Raw genomic sequence first — 20,058 nt, forward strand, 5'->3', positions numbered from 1 at the left:
CTATACTTTAAAACCCTGTTTAAGAGCCTTTGCTATTTTTGTTTTTAACAGTAAATTCTCATTTCGAAGCACATTAATTTCAAATTGTTGCGATTTTATAATTTCGCTCATTTCACCCGATGATAACACCTCTCCTCCTATCAAATCATCCAGATATTCCATTTTGGATTTAAAATCCGTTTCAGCCTCAGCTTCGGCCGACATAAAAGAATAATCCGAAAATTCCTGAAAATCTTCTCCATTATAATTTTCGGCTTCGGATTGAATAAGTTTATCGGCTATGCGGTATATAGCCTGAGAAATCATCGACTGAGGTTTATATCTTATTACAGGCAGTCTTGAAGCGAGTGCCTTATCTTGAACGGCGTCCGTATATATTACGCCTAAATGTTCAAGATCGATATTTAGATACTGTTTTGCGGAACGCCGTATCTTCATGGCTTTTTCCGCATCCTTGGGGTCATCCATCATGTTCATTATAATGCGGGGTTTAAAATGAGAAAATTTGCTTAAAAACTTTTTGGTATTTTCAGGATCAATGGACATAAGTTCTTCGGTAATTGTAGGAATATAAAGACGCTGCATACCGGGAACATCATTTTTAAGTCTTTCAAAAAAAGCTCCTCCCTTGGATTTTGCCGGGAATGAAGAGCACATCATTCTAAATACGATATTCTTTAAGAAAACATAAGCATCCAGAGTTGATGTTACAGAAGGAGATGTAATTATAATTCCTTGAGGAGACATCAAGAAAAAGTCCAAAATACCCAAATGGGTTCCGGCTCCTAAATCCAAAACCAAAAAATCGGCTTCCATCTTTAAAAGCTCTTTTACCAAAGAATTACGCTGATATATTTTTAATGCGGCAAACCCCGGAATCTCGGAGTCTCCCGGAACAAATCTGACATTTTCATATTCGGTTTCTACTATTATGTCTTTAAATTCTGCGGCCTTTGTCAAAAAAGTACCGATGCCGTTTTTACGCCCTTGTACGCCTAAAACCAAGTGAAGATTTGAAGCTCCCAAATCTAGGTCAGCCAATACAACCTTCTTACCTGCCTGCCCCAATGCAATTGCAAGGTTTGCCGCTATAAGACTTTTACCTACACCGCCCTTTCCGCTGGCAATGGGAATTATTTGCATAAAGATCTCTCCCTTTTTAAGCATAAAATTAATATTACAGTATCAATATACAAAAATAACCTTGTTGTTCGAGTCTGTAAAATAAACATATCAGCCGTCCAATCCGTCAGGCTCACAAAACTTGCAGTTTTTATCAAAAAAAACCAAGACGCAATAATCGACAAAAATTTAATGAAAGCTATCATCCTTAAAAGCAGATGAAATTCTTTTTCACCGTGAAGCAGCAAAAAGAAAAACACTGCCGGTGTACATAAAAATACAAAACAAGCCCAGTCAACAATACTCAAAGGCCAAGGCTGTTCCTTTTCGATATAAGTAAATAAGAGAACTTTTATTATTTCTATTGCCAATGCTGATACATAAAGTATATAAGGCAAAATGCGTCTCATACTTACAGTTTACGTAACTCAAGCCTTGCGGTCAAGAGGGATAGGAACTTTATTTTTCTTTTCCTGTTTTTTTGCATCAGCTTTAAAGAAAAGAAGTTTTTCCGTTTCAAAACCCGAATTTAAATCGACCTTCCAATAAAAAAGATTTCTTAAACCCATTATAGGATTCTTTGCATCCGAAATTTTTTCGTATATGGGAAGAATAATACACTCGGCCCCTTCATTTGATTCTATATTAAAGACGGTTTTTCCTTCAGGTTCATCTATTTGAATCCATGATACATTCGAAAAGATATTTTTTGTTTGCGAGGCTTCATATTTTTGATCATCAGCACAAACGGTAACGCCGGGAAGTTTTTTTTCTGTAGGACTTACGGATATGTCCAGCTCGACCATAAAATAAGCAGAAAGATTAAATGGGCTTTCATTTTTAAGAATATATTGAACCTGAACGCCCTGATCATTGAAGATATACTGTTTACGCAGGGAGACCAATTGATTAAAACTGCGGAAACTTCCTTCGGTTTTCATCAGAAGTTCGAATTTAAGTCTGTCGCATTTTATATCTTGATAAAGATTTTCACAAAAGACAGGTTTTGCAATAGCCGACTTAAAATCACCTTTTTTTATTGTTTCAAGCTCATCGGAAGATATAAGATGATCTATAAATAAACCTGTCTCTTCGGAACATATATCGGCATAGTTTTTATAGGCAGAAAACACATCCAGTTCACAAATTCTTCCGCCCAATGCGTGAACATACATGTTAAGATGTTCCCGTTGAGAAATAAAATCTTTTACTCCATCCAGATCAAAATCCAAACTTGTTAAGGAATCGGCGAATATCCCCGGCACCCTTGTCTGTTTCTCGGCTAAAAGTAAATTACGGTAACAATAATGCCGCAAATCTCTGTTATATTTTTCATGTTTTGAATCAAGGTTAAAAAGAATACCGCTTTCGGCCTTCCACAAATACAATAAAGAATTGTTTTTACGGGCCTTATCTCCCCGCACCTGATTTACAAGGCTGTGTACGTAAATCATCTTTGCATACATGGCATAAACATTGGGTTTATTAGCCAAAAGCTGTTTTACCGAAGTATTTACAAGCTGATTTGAAAATATTGCGTTTGACGGTATAAAACCTTTTTGATATATCTTCTTATTTTTAAGAATTTGTCCTGCATGGTTTAAAGAAATAACCGAATCGGGCAAGGAGATACGTTCAAAAAATTCATCCATCCACGATTTTTTTCCCTTCGATCTATCAAAAAAGCGGACTGCAGTATCTCTCGACAAAAAAACTACAACACTTGTCTCGGTTATGACACTTGCATGACTGCATAAAAAATCATAGAAGGCTGCAGGGCTCATATCGGTATTTTCAAATTCATAAGTAGAAGGAATGCCGAATAAAATTTTTCCCCCATCTTCCATACAAACCGGAACAAAGGCATTTAAACCGGCTTTACTAAAAAAGCGGGAGTCAAGCAAACAATATTCAATTCCGCATTTTTGAAGATTGGAAAGAACATTGGGATTCCATGCGAAATAAGGAAGATACATTCCGCGGGGTCTTTTATATGAATGCTTGCGTAAAGTATCGGTCATGTACTCTATTTGACCTATCAGGTCCGACGAGGGTATCATCGAAACAAAGGGTTCATAAAAGGCATTTGCGAGAATTTCTACCTGTTTTCTGTTATGCATCTCATAAATAACATCAAAAAAAGAGGGATTTTTACGCTGTATCCACTCCAAAAACCTGCCGCTTAAGGCCAGCGTAAAAGGAATAGAGGGAGAAGCATATAAATTCGAGAAAAAATCTTTATAATCCTGGGTATAGTCTTCTTTTGAAAACTCGTCAATTATATTATAGTCGGCATGAACGGCAAAACATATCTCCAGTTTTTTTTTACTGTTTTTTTCCACAAAAACCCCTTTACATTTTTACAATGCCTCAATTATAAATTATAAGCCCGGCCTTGTCAATCCTGAACCGTTTTTTTATTACGGTATTTATTTTTAAAATTAAAAAAACTGAAAAAAAGGCGACAAATCGGTAAGATAAAAAGCCGACAGCATCAAACCCATACTTATCAAAAAGAGAGAAGCCTTTTTCCATTCATTAAAAGGTTCATTTGCATCTACCTTTCTTTTTATGGCAGTCAAAATAAATAAAAATACAAGAAGACTTAAAGCAGCCGAAAAGATTAAAGCAGCACATTCAAAAAACGAGGAGGATTGATAGAGACAAAAAAATACCAAACCCCAGCTGAAAATCTTTTCTTCAGGCTTTAAATCGGCAAATTTGGGCAATACAAGCTTAATAAGCAGATTAGAAAATTCCAAAAAAACTATTGTGAGCACCGGAAGCAAAAAATGAACTTTTAAAGGATTTAAAACATACCGGCATAAGGCCCAAGTGAGGCTGACGGATATAAATACTGTAACTATGTTTTTAAGTAAAACGAAATATAGCTTTTTCGGGTTTGCAAGATATACATAAATACATTCCAAACCTATTCCGTATACAAAGACTATTGAAGATACGAAAGTATAAAATAAAATAAGGCTCATTCTTCCCCCCTTTCTCTCAAGTTAATATTCGGCGACTCTTTTGTGACGGAAAAATAAATCCATATTATAAGACCAAGGAGTATAAAAGCTCCGGCTGTAGTTCCCAAAAAACGGAATGCAGGGTGAGCCGAAAAATAAGGCAGATGAAGGGATAAAAAACCCGATGATACGGGAAACGAAATTGAACCGAAAGCAAAAAACTCCCTCAAAGCCGATAAAACCAAAATTAGAGCAGAATACCATATAGGTATATCCAGAGACTCGGAATCTTCATAATACTGTTTTAAGCCTAAAAAGATAATGTACGAAAATGTCAATATATAAGTATATACCCGAATGGGTCCGTGCACTATGGGCAATATGCCTTCCAATAAAGAATTTACCAAAGCCGTACCCGTAATCATAAATACGCTTACAAAAATATACTCAAAGCGGTTTATATCCATGAGTTTTGCAACATAACTTCCTAAAAGCCCCAAAAAAAAGACAACCCACAATATAACGGCTAAAACTATACCGTAAGCAAAATTTGAAGATGCCGGAATTATGGGACATAAACCAAAAATAAACACAATTAATTTTTTATTTGCCGCCATTTATTTTTCCCCCTTACCGTTTAATTCAGCTTGCCGAAAGGCTTTATCGAGCTTCTTTGCACAAATATTTATAGTCAGAGGCGTTATTCCGTAATACATAGCCGGTTTATCCGAAATCTGTCCGCACAAACCGCAAAAAAAGCTTTGGTCAAATCCCCCGCTTTTTGAATATAAAAACAACCCCTGATACATTCCGTATTTTCCGCTCATATTTATAAAAGCTGCATAGCCTTTCTTATCTCCAACCCTTACTTCAAAAACGGCATTGCAAAAATTCATGTTTAAAGAAGAAGGCGCGACGGGTTTTACAACTTTTATGTTTGAATAATGTGAACATAAAGGAGAATTTTTTAGAATGTACTCGGCGTCCTGTAAATAAGCATCTTGCTTAAGTCCCGAAACCAGATAACTGCTTCCCCAAAGCAACAAACCTGATGCAATAAAAAAAGCAAAAAGTAAGGCGTATTTTTTTATTTTTTCTATATTGGAATTATTCATAAAGTTTCCTTTTTTTAGCCTGTATTTTTATTTCAAGTATTTCGATAAGCGGAGAAATAATATTACAGAGAATTACGGCAAAGAAAATTCCTGCCGGAGATGCTCCATGGCCGCATATAAAAAAGGCGCAAATACCTGTAAAAATTCCGCCCATAGCTTTTCCGTATTTGGTTTTAGGAGAAGATGCAGGCTCATTCATAACAAAAAAGGAGGTAAATAAAACGCCTCCCGTTAAAACGGCTGACAATATATCGCCGGCAAAATAAGCATTTGAAACAGGAACCATTCCGAAAGCCCATACCAAAAGAGCGTAGGATGCCAAAAAAGCAGCCGGAAGAATATAATCCGCAACCCTGATCGAAAATAATATTATTGACGAAATCAATGTAATTATATTATAGCGGAAAGCCGGTATCGAAGACGTAGAATTTAAAAAAAGACTTATATAACCTTCGGGAAGAGTCACTCCCACGCTGTGCAATAAAAGAGAATTAAGAGCTGAGGTTATAGTAAAATCTGTTTTAAGCTTTACAAGTCCGTTTGCTTCCATTACTGCAAAAAAACTCCCCTTCTCGCTTAAAAGAGAAAAGCCGGAAATCAGCGGCGGAAAGGCTTCCGGACGGGAAATATATGCAATACATACGGCAAGGGCAACAGGGTTTATCCAATTACGTCCTGTACCGCCGAAAGCGATTTTTACTATAAACACTGAAAAAGCGCTTAAAATAAAAACAAAAATAAAACCTATTCCCGTCGGCATAAAAAAACCAATCAGCAGACCTGAAATTATCGTTTCAAGGGATAGATTAAATTTGGACGAATTCGAATATGTAATTACATTTTCTACCGCCAATACACCCAAAACGGCAATTAAAATATTTAAAAGAGCATAAAAATCGGCAGTTATTATAAGAATTAAAATTTGGATGCTCAAAAGAGAAAGAACGGCTATGTGCATTCCAAATACAGGCAGACGGGTATATACAAAGGGAGCTGCCGTTAAAGACTGATTCGAATAAGATCTCATACAAAACTTCCTTTTTTAATTTTTTGTGCAGCATTTAAAATAATGGAGCATAGAGGAATCCTTGACGGACAGCAGGCAGAACAACAAGAACATCCGCCGCAAATTTCTATTTGTTTTACAATATCGGTATTAAAATCTTCTTTTTCAATAGCCCTCACAATTTTCTTGGGTTCCAAATAAAGCGGACAAGAACTAAAACACAAACCGCAATTTATGCAATTTTCCGAAGCGGATTTTTTTATGCCGTCTTTTCCGGGAATATGAATTGATTTTAAAGTGCTTGTTACCGGAATATCCAAACTATCGGCCGATAAACCTCCGATAAGCCCATTTAAAATGATTTGTGCAGGCATACTTTTAAAACCGCCGCATTCTTCTATCAGGTTTCCTATAGGAGTTCCGATTTTAACTTTTAATACCTTATGCTCATTAACCGCTTTACCTGTTATGAGAACATAAACTGAAGTAATAGGATTATTGGTCTTTACAACCTCATACGTATACATGGCCGTGGGTACATCTATTAAAAAGGGATTTTCTTTCTTTGCAAAATAATTATTGTGAATAAAAGGATAATCGGTTGAGGCATTTACAAATTTTACCTTACAAAGCGGTTCACAAGTTTCCGATATTTTTTCTAACTTGTAAAGATCGTTTTTACACAATTTATGAATACAGGTAACTGAAACGGCATTGAGTATCTTGGCCATTATTCCCAAGCCCTCGGCAACTTCCGTAAAAAAAATATCAAATAAAATTGAATCGATGCCCGATGAAGGATCTTTGTCAAAAAGATTTATAAATATTTCGGTATTACCTTTTTTTAAAGATTCCCTTATCTGATAAACAAGGGGCACTGCCGGCATATTAGCCGTATTTAAAATACCGGAATAACCGATCGCTCTGATAATTTCCGATTGTGAAGACGTTCTCCACGGATAATCAGCCGATGGACGTCCCAAAATATCAAAAGAACCCTCGAGTTTTACGGCAGCAGTATGAATGAGCTTTCCGTCAGGGAGGGTAAAGTCAACAAAATCATACAATATTCCGGGTATGGAAGAATATATGCCCACAGAAAAAGGATCTTCGGTACGGGCTATAATCTGGCCTTCTTTAACGGTTTCTCCCTTCATAACAAGGATCTGAGGCTGATTTTTTGCATCAAAAGCTATCGGTATAAAAGCCCTTTGAGGCAAAAAAGCATTTCCTTCAAACGAAGCCTGCAATTTAGGATATTCCAAAATCTCTTTACCCCGTTTAAATCTTAAAAATTCTGTCATTTTTCAAACACTCTCAATAATATAATCATTAACGGCATTATAGCCGAAACAAGGGCAACAAGCAAAGCTGCCGTATTATAACGGTTAAGCGGAAATTTTTTAGGCGCATAAGAGGCTGTTATAAAACACCCCTGACTGTAAAGCAAGTCTTCGATAGACGGGCTGGTCCTGAACGATATAACGCTCCGTATAAAATCATCATCCAAATTAAATATAAGGCCGTCTTTTTCGGTTACCACGCCTTTTTCATCTACGGAAAAATCACTGAAACTAACCCTGTCTTTTTCCTGCGAAGAAAAATCAAAGCGTGTAAATGGGATAACCTTTGCATTCCACGCATCTGAAATCAAGTTTCCCAAATCGGGAAGCTCATCGCCTGTCCGTATCTTTTTTAATTCATCAAAAGCCGTCTTGGAAAAGCCCGGAATCCGAACCGATGCCTCAGGTACAGGCAGATATAGGGTGTTTTGATAAGCCTTGATAGTTTTATTAAAACTGAAATATAAAAACATTGCCGAAAAAATAATAAAACAAACGGCACAAGAAGAAACAATAAACAGATGTTTTGTATGCCAAAATTTTGCAACCGATTCGGGATTCATTACATAGGCCCTTATGGTCTTATGAACCTTTTGTGTATCTATCTTCTTTTCAACCAAAAAACTCACTCTTTCGCTGATATAAGTAAGGGATGCAGAAGCTAAAACTGCGAAGGCAAATAGAACCAAAGAAATATTACTGTTGAATTTTGCAATTATCAAGGCAACAAACGGAAAAAATACTAAAAGAGGGTTCTTTTTTACTCTGGATAAAAGCTGTTCTCTTGTAAATTTTAAAGAGGAACCTATTGCTTCCGCCCAAAAAGCAAGAGTGTACATAATCAGGATTGAAGATGACAAAGCCAAAATTCCTCTCTGAAATGCTGCATAAAGAACAAATGGAAAAGCTGATGTAAAATAATTTTTTTTGCGGCTTGTATAAAAAAATGATACGGCAAAAAAGATTGCAGCAGCACAAAATTGAAACGTCGAAAAAGGAGAATTATTTTCAATAAAAAAATATTCGGTATTTCGTTTTAAAAAGTTGAAAAAATCATTTGTTATAGTCTTTTCTGAAGGAATATACATATATCTGATATTTTCTTGATCGTTTATAAACCACTGAGCATATCTTTCTTTATCGGTAAAGGGAAATCCCGTATATCCTTGTTCTTCCAAATCGGCAAAACGGTTTTCAATCGTCTGAGAAGAAATAATACCGGTAATACCGTTTTCCTCAGCCGCATGTAAAATTTCCGCTTCATCAACCTCCATCGGTAAAAACAATATACGGTAAGCCTTCCACAATGTAGATTTTGAACTTACAGGAACAAAGATTAAAAGAAAAAAAGAGATAATCAATAAAAAACCGGCCGTAATATCAAGGCCGAATACATACTTTTTAGCTTGATTCATAACTTTATCCAAAATAAGCAAATAATATTGAAGTGATGATACCCAAAATTATTCCGGCAACGGCTTCAACGGGTTTATGCCCCTGAATTTCACGGACAGCCTTAAAGCTGTAGTCTCTATTTTTTTCGGCAAATTTTGCACCAAGGTCATTTAAAGCCTTAGCCTGTAACCCGCTGGATCTTCTAACACCCACAGCATCCCTTATGACTATAAGAGCCATAAAACATGCAAAAATAAAGAAATCCGAGTCAAAGCCCTGTCTTATGCCTATGCTTACGGTTAAAGAAGCCACAAGAGCAGAATGACTTGAAGGCATTCCTCCGGTTCTCCAAAATACCAGCTCGACAAAATCAAGAGGGGTTTTTATTGAGGCATTGAATAATGCAAAAATAGTTTTTATAATCTGACTCATCATCCAGCTGGTTATCGCAGATAAAAAAATCGGATTAGAAAAAAACAGGCGCCACTGCATTTTATACATCGTTTCCAACATATTACTAATTCTCTACAAAATAGCTCTTTTGTCAAGTCTGTAAATGGTATATAATGTATAAATGATTAAAGAAAATAAAATTTTTTATATAGGCGAAGACGATTCGGGCAGAAGATTAGACCGTGTAATCCGTAAATTTTTAGAAAATATGCCTCTTTCAGGTATATATTCTGCAATCCGCCGGGGAAAAATAAAGGTAAACGGTAAAAAGAAAAACGGTTCTTATCTGACCAAAAAAAATGATGAAATTTCGATAGATATAAACCTGTTTACTTTGACGGAGGGTTCGGACAAAAATCAAATAAATTCTTTAATTCCAAAACCTGATGTGATATTAAAAACCGATGACTTACTTTTTGTAAATAAAAGAATTGGAGAACTTGTACACGGCCAAAACAGTCTCTGTGATGCAGTATCAAAGTACTTTCCGCCCAAAGAAAAAAGCCTCTCATTTAAAACAGGGGCACTGCATCGTCTTGATAAGGATACAAGCGGAATTCTAGCCTTTTCTCAAAGTTTAAAAGGGGCTCAAAATTTTTCAAAAGCTTTAAGGGAAGGAAAAATCGAAAAATTATACATAGGAATAACGGAAGGTAGACCATCATTAACGGAATTTAAAAGTACAATCGATCAAAAAGAATGCCTTTGTCTTATAAAAATTCTGGAATTTTCAAAAAAAGAAAATTTAAGCCTTGTACTCTTTAATCTTATAACCGGAAGAAAGCACCAAATACGGATACAATGCGCCCAATTCGGTACCCCGTTATTAAACGACAAAAAATACGGCTCAAAACAAAAAAAAGAAATTTCGCAAGATTTACCGAAAAAATTCGGTTCGGTATACTTTCTGCATGCTTATAAACTAAGGTTCAACGAACAATTTTTGGATAAATTACCAAACGAGATTACCGCCCCCTTTCCCGAATATTTTAAGAGGGCGGTTCAAATTTTATTCACGGTAGATTTGACAAAGTTAAAAACTTAGCTGAGATAAGTAATTCATTACTTATCTTTTAGCTCTTAGAGAATTAAATACTGCCAATAAGGCAACTCCGACATCGGCAAATACGGCAGCCCAAAGACCGGTAAGTCCTAAGGCTCCCAAGGTTAAAAAGCCTATCTTTATGCCGAATGCCAAGGCTATGTTTTGCCAGACAATCTTGCGGGTGAAGCGGGCTTGTTTTACAGCAGCGGCGACAAGGCGCGGATTATCGTTCATAAGAACAATATCAGCCGCCTCAATCGCGGCATCGCTGCCTATGCCGCCCATAGCTATTCCGGCATCTGCGCGGGCCAAAACCGGAGCATCGTTTATACCGTCTCCGACAAAAACAACAGAAGCTTTTTTATTCTTTGCCTTAACCTCATCGGAAATCTCTTCAAACCTTGAAACCTTTTCATGAGGTAAGAGCATTGCGGTATAATTTTTTATGCCTAAATCTTCTGCAATTTTTTTGGCCGATTTTTCGTTATCGCCTGTAAGTATCTCTACTCTCGAAAGCCCCAGTTTATTTAAATCTGCGATAGCTTCCCTCGCCTCATTTTTTAAGGTATCGGTTAAGATCAAGCAGCCTATGTACTCACCGTCATAGGCGGCATAAACTTGGGTTCCGCCTATTTCGTCTCCGTATAAGGGAATTTCCTTTCCTATGTTTTCACTTATGAAGGAATTTTTTCCGGCTAAAAGAGTCTTGCCTTTATATTTTACCGAAATGCCTTTTCCGGCTTTTTCGTAATAGTCTGTAAGTTCTTCTTCTTTAAAAGTCCTTGTTACTTCTTCAGACAAATTAATTAGAGCACAGTCTTGAACAGCCTTGGCAATAGGATGATGAGAGTTTAATTCTGCAAGGGCAGCAAGTTTTAAAAACTCATCCTTTTCTACATTGTCCGCAGGCATCAAGGTCAGAACCTTTAAAACACCCTTGGTAAGAGTTCCCGTTTTATCGAAGACTACAGCATCGGTCTTTGAAAGAGCATCTACATAATCGGCTCCCTTTATAAGAATACCTCGTTTTGCAGCTCCTCCTATTCCGCCGAAATACCCCAGCGGTACCGAAATTACAAAGGCGCATGGACAAGAAATTACCAAAAATACAAGGCCGCGCGAAATCCATGGTGCAAAACTTTCCCAGCCGTTAATGGGAGAAGAAAAAATAAGAGCGCTTAAAAGAGGCGGTAAAACCGAAAGTAGAACAGCTCCTATAGTAACAATCGGGGTGTAAATTTTTGCAAAGGAGGTAATAAAACGCTCTACCCTTGCCTTCCTGTTTTGTGCAGACTCAATGAGTTCAAGCATCTTTGAGGCGGCCGTATTTTCCAAGGAGGCAGTCGTCTTTACCGTTATCATACCGGTTAAGTTTACAAAACCTGCGAGAACGGGGCTGTCCTTTTCTGCTGTACGCGGAAGGCTTTCACCCGTCATGGATGAGGTATCAAGTTCGGCGCTTCCTTCATAGATGATTCCGTCCAAGGGAATTTTTTCGCCTGCTTTTACAAGAACAAGGGAACCAACCTCTACTTTTGAAGGATCTACAAGTTTTTCTTCTTCACCTGGTTTATAAATACGGGCAAAGTCGGGGCGGAGATCCATGAGATCGATAATTGAACGCCTGGATTTTTCGACAGCCAAGTGCTGTACCACCTCGCCCAAATTGTAAAAGAGCATAACAGCTGCACCCTCAGTCCAATCGCCCAAAATAAAGGCACCTATGGTTGCAACCGTCATTAAAAAGTTTTCGTCAAAAATTTGGCCCTTTAAGATATTTTTTAACGAGGTCAGCAATACCTTGTAGCCTGCAACAAACCAAGCGATGACAAATAAAAGAGTCGAAAAGGCAAATTTAAAATTTTGAATTTGAATTACGGTTTCCGCAAGAAAAATGCGGGTAAAAATACCTGCGGCAAACAAAATGGCCGAAATACCGAATTGAACTATCATCTCTTTTGACGAGCCGTGATGATGTTCACATCCGCAGCCTGAATGATCGTGGTGATCATGAGAACAGCAATGCTCATCGTGATTGTGCCCGTGATGGTCATGCATGCGCATTCTGTAATCTTTTGCATGGTGCTCATGCCCGCGCATACTGTAATCTTTTGCATTGTGCTCATGCCCGCAAGAGCAATGTTCGTCGTGACTGTGGTGCTCATGCCCGCAGGAACAATGTTCATCATGCTCATGTTTGTGTTCATCATGATTGTGTTCGTTTTCTTTTTTAAAATCCATTTACTTACCCTCCCTGATGTGTTCCAACCCCACGGAATATAAGATTCCGACATGGTTATCATCGATTGTATAATAAACCTGTTTTCCGTTACGGCGGCTTTTTACTATTTTAGCCTGCCTTAAAATCCTAAGCTGGTGAGAGACGGCCGAAGCGGACATTTCCAAAACTTCGGCAAGGTCAGCCACACACAGTTCTCCCGATATCAAAGCGGAAACTATTTTAATCCTCGTGGAATCGCCGAAGTTTTTAAAAAAATCGCTTAAATCGCTCATAGTTTGCTCATCGGGCATCTTAGCCCTTGCATGAGCTACAGTTTCTTCATCCGAAACACCTATTTCTTCATCTTCTATCATATTTTATCACCTATTCATATGAACAATTGTTCATATATCATTATAATAAATTTTAAAAATTTGTCAAGTCCTATCTTGCTAAGAATTGCTTTTTCTGTTACAATGTTGAAAGCATAACTTTGTTAAGGAGAAATTTATGGAAGTTCAATTACAAGAGCTTGTTGATAAGATAAAAAAAGACGGAGTTGCCGCTGCCGATGAAAAAGCTGCCGAAATAATTAGAACAGCAGAAGAAAAGGCAAAAAATATTGTTGAAAAGGCAGAAGCTGAAGCTCAAGAAAGCATCAAAAAAGCAGAAGCAGAAGCTCTCAGATTCCAAAAAGCAGCTGAATCTTCGATAGATCAGGCAAGCAGAAATACTCTTATTGCATTCAGACAGGGTCTTTTAAACGAACTTAATGCTATTATAAAAACCGAAACAGCTAAAAATTATGATTCGGCAGTTCTTAAAAATCTGATTCCCGAAGCTGTCAAGGGCTGGGTAAATACTAACAATACTGAAGATTTATCCGTGATTCTTTCAGAAAAAGATCTTAAAGAGCTTGAGTCATCTTTAAGTGCTGCCTTAAAAGAACGCATAGCCAAAGGATTGGAGCTTAAAGCCGACAGCAAGACTTCAGGCGGATTTAGAATAGGTACTAAGGATGGAGCCGCTTATTATGACTTTTCAGCAGAGGCTGTTGCGGATTTATTCTCGTCCTACCTAAGCCCCAAAACAGCCGAAATTTTAAAGAATGCGGCAAAGGAGCTCTAAAAGGTGGCCTCCTACTATTACTTGACGGCTCAACTGCCTTCAATATTTCCGAATATACAGCCTCCCATGAGCTTTAAAGCCTTTAAAGAACTTGCTTTACGTTCCCTTTCAAAAAAAGATGCTCAAATTTTGGAAACTCTTTCTCTTGAACCTCCAAGAGAAGAAGAAAGCACAGGCTCTGCGTATCTGGATAAATGGTATGAGTTTGAGCGCTCTTTACGGCTTGCACTTGAGCAGGTACGCTCGGCAAAGTTAAAATGGGAAGTTCCTGTATCCTACGACGAAAGAATTTTACTCTCCTCAGCATTTACACCGGTACAAATCGCAAGAGCAGCTGCGGCAATTCAAAACCCTCTTGAAGCCGAAACTTTTTTGGATAACGCAAGATTTCAGGCTGCAGATACGGTAAGAGGCTCCGAGGTATTTTCATCAGACGGAGTTTTTTCCTATGCCGTTAAACTCCTTTTAAGAGAGCGAGCCTCAAAATTCGAAACGGAAAAAGGCAGAGAAGAATATTCTTCGATATACAACAGTATTCTTGATGAAGAAAAATAAGCTGATTATAAACCCGGCACTTAAAATAGGCGGCCGGGTTTTATGTTGATAGATTACTTATGCTCTGCCCTTTAAAAGACTTGAGATTTAAAGTATGGATAGCTTTTTTGACCCTTTTGTCCGGTTTTATAAATGTAGGAGCCATTCTTAGTTTTTCTTTACCTGTGAGCCATCATACGGGAAACGTAAGCCATCTGGCCCTTTCAATCGCAAATAAAAACATTGAAGAAATTTTAGCCCTTATCTTCATAATTCTTGCCTTTTTTGCAGGAGCTTTTTTGTCAGGCCTCTTGTTCCATGAAAGAAAATTTGCGTTAAAAAAAAGATACGGCATTTTATTGATGAGCCTTGCCTTAATATTTTTAAGCTTGGCCTTGTTCAAAAACCAAGTGCCGCAAAACCTAAAAACATCAGCCCTAAGCTTTGCTGCCGGAGTTCAAAATGCCATGTTTATCTTTTATGGAGACATCCTTGTAAGAAGCACCCACATAACGGGCTACCTCACAGATGCGGCCTTTGCCTTAGCCATGTGCCTCCGAGGCAAAAAAGACAAATTCCGTTTTTTTATCTTTTACAGCCTTAACATTCTTTTTTTCTTAAGCGGAGGAATTATAGCAAGTCTTATCAAAATTGACTCATTTTTTCTAATTTCAGCCGGTCTTTATTTTGTTGCAGGCCTTTACTATTTTTTAATGAGAAAAAAAGGGAAGATTTAAAATTTTAAGAGGTATAAAACATATGGAATATGCATATTCAATCAGCAGCATCGATAAACTTAAAGAATATAATTTATTTTTGGAAACTCATAAAAGTAAAATAGCGGCTTATATTGATTTTATTCAAAATTCCTACAGTGTAAAAGATCTGCCCGAATATATAGTTTTTGCAGATTTTGATATGGCAACAAAGGTACACAGCAGCATAAGTATTCCGGCATATACCAATGAAATTAGAATGATTATCACTCCTGAACTTAATATTTGGAAATCCATATATTTAAAACAACTCGAAGTTTACAAAGCCGAGGATGTGGAAAATATTCAAAGTTACTATTCAAATAACATAAATGAAAATACTATTTTGCAAATAATAGGACATGAATTAATGCATCAAAGCGAACTCTTTCTTGACGATTTTGACGATGAAAAAAAATTTGAAGAAGGAATTTGGTTTGAAGAAGGGATGGTTGAATATATAAGCAAAAAATTTTTTCTTACAACCGAAGAATTAAAAAAAGAAAAACAAATTAACACCAGTCTGGTCAAACTTTTTGAAGAAAAATACGGCATTTCATCTATAGAAAATTTCGGACAAGAAACCTACGACGAGAATTATACTTCAATTTTTTATAATTACTGGCGCAGTTTTTTGACTATCGACATTTTGGTTCAAAAATTCCATACAGTATTCAAAGTTTTTGAACACTACCATAATTGGGATAAGGCAGGACGTTCCATACCCTTATCAAAATGGTTTCAAATATAACAAGGATAATTTGGAAACAAGCGCCTATCACTTGCAAAAAAACTGAAAATATGGCATTATACAAGAGAAATAAAGTTTTATTGGAGTATGCATGAATATTATTTTATTGACCTTGGCCGTATCGCTCGTGTTGTCTCTTTTGTTGGGCCTTCTACTTGGCTTTTTTAAGAAAATATTTTATGTGGAACCGGACAAGACGGCAGCGGCCGTAAGAGAGGTTCTTCCGGGAGCAAACTGCGGAGCCTGCGGTTACCCCGGCTGTGACGGATTTGCTGCAGCAGTTGCGGCAGGAGATGCACCCGTAAACGGATGCCCTGTAGGAGCAGCCCCCGTAGCTCAAGCCATAGGAAAGATAATGGGAGTCGATGCTTCGGCTTCGGCGAGAGTTGCTGTTTTAACCTGCCAAGGCTCTCACGATGTCTGCAAAAACAAATGCGACTACATAGGAGTCAAAACCTGTAAGGCTGCAAAGATTTCGATCAACGGAACAAAGGAGTGTGATTGGGGATGCATAGGTCTCGGCGACTGCGAACATGCCTGCCCCTTTGATGCCATTCATATAAAAGAAAACGGACTTCCTGAAGTAGATTACGATAAGTGTACAGGCTGTGCCGTCTGCGTTGCCCAATGTCCGCAACACGTTTTAACCACTGTTCCTATCGATCAAAAAGGAGCTATAGCCCTCTGTTCATGCAAAAACCCGCGTAAGCCTCAGATTATGAAAAACTGTAAGCGAGGCTGCATAAAGTGTATGAAGTGTGAAAAGAACTGTCCTACGGGAGCCATAAAGGTAATAGACGGAATACCCAAGGTAGATTATGCTCTTTGCGATTCATGCAATAAGTGCGTTGAAGGCTGCCCCACAAAGGTTCTCATGCTTACAGAAAACAAGATAAAGTTTAACTCTTGTGCATCTTGCGAAGGCTGCCAAAGCGCATAAAATGAAAAGCGGAATTGTAACGATAATAGGCCGCCCCTCAGCCGGAAAGTCAACATTTTTAAATACGGCTTCGGGCGAAAAAGTTTCGATTGTCTCATCAATTCCGCAAACAACCCGAAATGCAATAAGGGGTATCGTAAACACTACCAAGGGGCAGATAGTTTTTATCGATACCCCCGGCTACCACAAATCCGAAAAAAAGCTTAACCTAAAACTTCAAGAAATTGCAAAAACCCGTCTGGAAGAAGGGGATGCAGTCCTATACCTCATAGATATTTCAAGGGAATTCGGAGAAGAAGAAAAAAACATCTGCTCTCTTTTAAATTCCTTACAGGGAAAAACAGTAATAGGGCTCAACAAGGCCGACCTTGCCTCCACAAAGACAGACGGTACACCAAAACCCTCGGCAAACTCAAAAGTTGACAGTGTAAAAAATGAGCTTTTAAGGCTTTTACCCGATATTCCTCAAGAAAGAATCTTTGAAATTTCCGCCCTAAAGGATGAGGGCATAAATGAAATTTTAGCCTCCCTCATGGAACTTCTTCCCGAAGGAGAAGCCCTCTACCCCGAAGATATCTACACCGATCAGGATGTCGTCTTTAGGATTACCGAAATTATAAGGGAACAGGCCATAGCCCACACCAGAGAGGAAATTCCTCACTCCCTCTATGCAGGGGTAGAAGATGCAGAAATGCGTAAAAACGGCAAAGAACTTTGGGTGCGGGCCTTCCTCTATGTCGAAAAAGAAAGCCAGAAGGCCATGCTCATAGGCAAGGGAGCCGCCGTCATCAAAAGCATAAGAATAAAATCCATGGCCGAAATGCGTAAAATATTCCCTTATAAGGTTCAACTGGATCTTCAAGTCCGTGTCAACAAAAACTGGCGCCAAAAAGATAATATTATACAGAAGATTTCGTATTAGAATTTCCTAATGCTTAAAGTGTCTTACTCCCGTTACCAGCATAGCCATTCCGTGTTTGTTACATTCTTCAATGCTTAAGTCGTCTCGGATTGAGCCGCCGGGCTGGATTACGGCCTTTATTCCGGCCTTGCCGGCTTCTTCGATTGTGTCGGGAAATGGGAAGAAGGCATCTGAGGCAAGGACGGCATCCTTTACCCGCTCTCCTGCTCTTTCGATGGCTTGGCGGGCGGCATCAACTCTGTTGGGCTGGCCGCAGCCTATGCCGACGGAGCAAAAACCTTTTTGGGGATTTGAAGGATCTATCGGGGCGGCGAGAAGAATGGCATTGGACTTAACCATGGTGCAAGCCTTCATGGCAAATAGTAAAAGAGACCTTTCAAGGGGAGTTGCTTTCCTTGAAGCTGCGTCCTTATATTCCGTGCTTTCAGGGTCGCCTAAATCTTTTTCCTGCTTTAAAAAGCCTCCCAAGACAGACTTATATTCATAAAGTTCTTTTTCCTGAGGGAAAGGAGCTTCGATGAGGCGTAAGTTTTTTTTGCCCGCCAAAAGTTCTTTTGCTTCTTCGGTAAAAAGAGGGGCGATAATACACTCGACAAACAAGGTTCCAAGGGCTTCAAACGAAGCCTTATCGAAGGGGCGGTTTAAGGCGATTATACTTCCAAAAGCCGAAACAGAGTCGCAGTCGATGGCTGCCCTTAGGGCGGAAGAAACTTCGGAATGGGGAGAAGAGTATGCGGATTCTTTTGAATCCTCCTCGTTTATTTCGGCAAGGCCGCAGGGGGTGAGGTGTTTTACCACAACGGCTGCAGGTTTTGTAAACATGGAAACAGCCCTCCATGCAGCATCGGCATCGAGGATGTTGTTATAGGACAGCTCCTTTCCCTGTAAGACCCTGCCTCCTAAGGGGCCGGTCTCAGCCTCGTTTGTATAAAGCCATGCCTTTTGGTGAGGATTTTCCCCATAACGCAACTCTTGCCCCGGATGGGCACAAAGTGTAAGGGAAGTCTTTTCTTCCATACCATGGCTAAGCCGGTCTAGCCTGCTAAGCCAAGAGGTTATTGCCGCATCGTAGCGGGTACAAAGATCAAAGGCCTTTATTGCCAACTTTTTGCGTAGAGAAAGAGAAATTTCTCCCACCTTTTCGATTTCGGAAGAAATTTCGTCATAGTCGGCGGGGTCGCAGATAATTGCAACCCGGGAATAGTTTTTTGCGGCTGCCCTTAAAAGAGCAACTCCTCCTATGTCTATGTTTTCGATACAATCGCTCTCAGTCGAATTTGGAGAGCTTATAGTTTTTTCAAATGGATATAGGTTGGCTATCACAATGTCGATTTCGCTAAAGCCCAGGGCCTTGAGCTCGGCCCTATCCTCCTCGGTATCGCGGGCTAAAATGCCGCCGTGAATCATGGGATGAAGGGTCTTAACCCTTCCGCCTAAAATTTCAGGCGAAGAGGTATATTCGGAAACCTCTTTTACCTTAATGCCTGCCTCTTCCAAGGTCTTTGCAGTTCCTCCTGAGGCAATAAAATCATAACCTGCCGCTTTTAAGCAAGCCGCAAAATCCTTTAAACCCGTCTTATCCGAAACCGATGCCAATACCAATCCCATAACTTCCTCCATAAAAAGTCAATGAGAAAATATCAATTTTCGATTTGACTTTTTAAGCCGTTTCGTAACATCAGTGAGAAACGGCATTCAATATTGCGATGTTTTGTGCAAAGCACAAAACTCGAAGATAAACAGTGAGGCAGAATTCCTGCCGAACTGTTTATCGAATCTCCGGCAAATTCTGTAGCGTTTTTATTACAAGGGCGTGTTCCGCCTCGTGCACTCTTTTTTCAAAATCTTCTAATCCCTCATTTTCAAAAATCGGAACTTCCTCGGTAAAGATGACAGGCCCCGAATCGACTCCCTCATCGGGAACAAAGTGGGTCATAATTCCGCACCGCGAAATTTCCCCCTTCATAAAGGCCTCGTACTGCCGCTCTATAGCTTCCGTTCCCGGAAAGGTCCCGGGCAGGGCCGGATGAAGATTTATAAGCCTATCCTTAAATGAAGCTATAAAGCTATCCGTTAAAATTCTCATCCAGCCCAAAAGCAAAACATAGTCCGGTTTAAATCCGCTAACCTTTTCGGCAAGAAGGGCATCATACTCATTCCGGGATGACCCTTTTTTAAAGGGAAGATAAAGGGTTTTAATTCCTTCCCTTTCGGCACGGGTTAGGGCAAAGGCATCTTTTTTGTTTGAAACGACAGCCTCAATCGTGTAATCAATGGAACTCATTTTTATTCCGTCGATTACGGCTTGAAGATTAGACCCATTCCCCGAAACCAATACCACAAGCTTCTTCTTCATTCC

At 38.8% G+C, this 20,058-nt stretch carries 20 protein-coding genes; 7 read left to right on the plus strand and 13 right to left on the minus strand.

All coding sequences use genetic code 11. The features are described 5' to 3' along the window. The 9 genes from E4O01_RS06630 to E4O01_RS06670 all read right to left on the minus strand — a co-directional run bounded on the left by E4O01_RS06630 (window position 1) and on the right by E4O01_RS06670 (window position 9,463). Complete coding sequence (locus E4O01_RS06630) at window positions 1-1,143, minus strand: nucleotide-binding protein (RefSeq protein ID WP_253694993.1); 1,143 nt, start codon at window positions 1,141-1,143, stop codon at window positions 1-3. Window positions 1,144-1,550: 407 nt separating this feature from the next. Continuing rightward, window positions 1,551-3,464, minus strand: coding sequence for an alpha-amylase/4-alpha-glucanotransferase domain-containing protein (locus tag E4O01_RS06635; RefSeq protein WP_253694994.1), 1,914 nt, complete (start codon window positions 3,462-3,464; stop codon window positions 1,551-1,553). 99 nt (window positions 3,465-3,563) lie between these two features. Continuing rightward, a complete protein-coding gene (locus E4O01_RS06640) occupies window positions 3,564-4,112 on the minus strand; it encodes a hypothetical protein (protein WP_253694995.1) in 549 nt (182 codons plus the stop codon). After that, a complete protein-coding gene (locus E4O01_RS06645) occupies window positions 4,109-4,708 on the minus strand; it encodes a hypothetical protein (protein ID WP_253694996.1) in 600 nt (199 codons plus the stop codon). The genes E4O01_RS06640 and E4O01_RS06645 overlap by 4 nt, the downstream gene beginning before the upstream one ends. Next, window positions 4,709-5,206, minus strand: coding sequence for a hypothetical protein (locus tag E4O01_RS06650; RefSeq protein ID WP_253694997.1), 498 nt, complete (start codon window positions 5,204-5,206; stop codon window positions 4,709-4,711). It abuts the gene before it with no gap. Then, the gene (locus E4O01_RS06655) at window positions 5,199-6,233 is read right to left on the minus strand and encodes an RnfABCDGE type electron transport complex subunit D (RefSeq protein ID WP_253694998.1); all 1,035 of its coding nucleotides are present in this window, start codon (window positions 6,231-6,233) and stop codon (window positions 5,199-5,201) included. Before E4O01_RS06655 ends, E4O01_RS06650 begins: the two co-directional genes overlap by 8 nt. Continuing rightward, entirely contained in the window at window positions 6,230-7,516 is a 1,287-nt protein-coding gene (locus tag E4O01_RS06660) for an SLBB domain-containing protein (protein ID WP_253694999.1), read from the minus strand. The genes E4O01_RS06655 and E4O01_RS06660 overlap by 4 nt, the downstream gene beginning before the upstream one ends. Then, on the minus strand, window positions 7,513-8,970 hold the full coding sequence (locus E4O01_RS06665) for a hypothetical protein (RefSeq protein WP_253695000.1): 1,458 nt from the start codon (window positions 8,968-8,970) through the stop codon (window positions 7,513-7,515). The genes E4O01_RS06660 and E4O01_RS06665 overlap by 4 nt, the downstream gene beginning before the upstream one ends. A gap of 4 nt (window positions 8,971-8,974) precedes the next feature. Next, window positions 8,975-9,463, minus strand: a complete 489-nt coding sequence (locus E4O01_RS06670) for a divergent PAP2 family protein (RefSeq protein ID WP_253695001.1) — start codon at window positions 9,461-9,463, stop codon at window positions 8,975-8,977. Window positions 9,464-9,524: 61 nt separating this feature from the next. On the opposite strand from E4O01_RS06670, the gene E4O01_RS06675 reads away from it, so the two are divergent. Beyond that, window positions 9,525-10,448, plus strand: a complete 924-nt coding sequence (locus tag E4O01_RS06675; protein WP_253695002.1) for a pseudouridine synthase — start codon at window positions 9,525-9,527, stop codon at window positions 10,446-10,448. Between the two features lie 21 nt (window positions 10,449-10,469). Here the strand turns inward: E4O01_RS06675 and E4O01_RS06680 are convergent, their stop codons facing one another. Continuing rightward, the gene (locus E4O01_RS06680; protein ID WP_253695003.1) at window positions 10,470-12,689 is read right to left on the minus strand and encodes a heavy metal translocating P-type ATPase; all 2,220 of its coding nucleotides are present in this window, start codon (window positions 12,687-12,689) and stop codon (window positions 10,470-10,472) included. Then, window positions 12,690-13,043, minus strand: a complete 354-nt coding sequence (locus tag E4O01_RS06685; protein ID WP_253695004.1) for an ArsR/SmtB family transcription factor — start codon at window positions 13,041-13,043, stop codon at window positions 12,690-12,692. 136 nt (window positions 13,044-13,179) lie between these two features. On the opposite strand from E4O01_RS06685, the gene E4O01_RS06690 reads away from it, so the two are divergent. The 6 genes from E4O01_RS06690 (at window position 13,180) to era (ending at window position 17,699) form a co-directional block, all read left to right on the plus strand. Beyond that, entirely contained in the window at window positions 13,180-13,797 is a 618-nt protein-coding gene (locus tag E4O01_RS06690) for a V-type ATP synthase subunit E (RefSeq protein ID WP_253695005.1), read from the plus strand. Between the two features lie 3 nt (window positions 13,798-13,800). Continuing rightward, window positions 13,801-14,352 (plus strand): DUF2764 domain-containing protein, encoded by a 552-nt coding sequence (locus E4O01_RS06695; protein WP_253695006.1) that lies wholly within the window; start codon window positions 13,801-13,803, stop codon window positions 14,350-14,352. A gap of 59 nt (window positions 14,353-14,411) precedes the next feature. After that, window positions 14,412-15,068, plus strand: a complete 657-nt coding sequence (locus E4O01_RS06700; protein ID WP_253695007.1) for a YoaK family protein — start codon at window positions 14,412-14,414, stop codon at window positions 15,066-15,068. A gap of 22 nt (window positions 15,069-15,090) precedes the next feature. Next, a complete protein-coding gene (locus E4O01_RS06705; RefSeq protein WP_253695008.1) occupies window positions 15,091-15,837 on the plus strand; it encodes an elongation factor Tu in 747 nt (248 codons plus the stop codon). 91 nt (window positions 15,838-15,928) lie between these two features. Beyond that, entirely contained in the window at window positions 15,929-16,777 is an 849-nt protein-coding gene (locus E4O01_RS06710; protein ID WP_253695009.1) for an RnfABCDGE type electron transport complex subunit B, read from the plus strand. A 1-nt stretch (window position 16,778) separates the two neighbouring features. After that, entirely contained in the window at window positions 16,779-17,699 is a 921-nt protein-coding gene (era, locus tag E4O01_RS06715; protein ID WP_253695010.1) for a GTPase Era, read from the plus strand. 6 nt (window positions 17,700-17,705) lie between these two features. Here era and purH read toward each other — a convergent pair whose 3' ends face one another. Both purH and purN read right to left on the minus strand, forming a co-directional pair. Then, window positions 17,706-19,307, minus strand: a complete 1,602-nt coding sequence (gene purH, locus E4O01_RS06720; protein WP_253695011.1) for a bifunctional phosphoribosylaminoimidazolecarboxamide formyltransferase/IMP cyclohydrolase — start codon at window positions 19,305-19,307, stop codon at window positions 17,706-17,708. Window positions 19,308-19,467: 160 nt separating this feature from the next. Beyond that, a complete protein-coding gene (gene purN / locus E4O01_RS06725) occupies window positions 19,468-20,055 on the minus strand; it encodes a phosphoribosylglycinamide formyltransferase (protein ID WP_253695012.1) in 588 nt (195 codons plus the stop codon). Between the last annotated feature and the right edge of the window lie 3 nt (window positions 20,056-20,058).

This window comes from Treponema sp. OMZ 790, from assembly GCF_024181285.1.
Classification (GTDB): Bacteria; Spirochaetota; Spirochaetia; order Treponematales; family Treponemataceae; genus Treponema_B.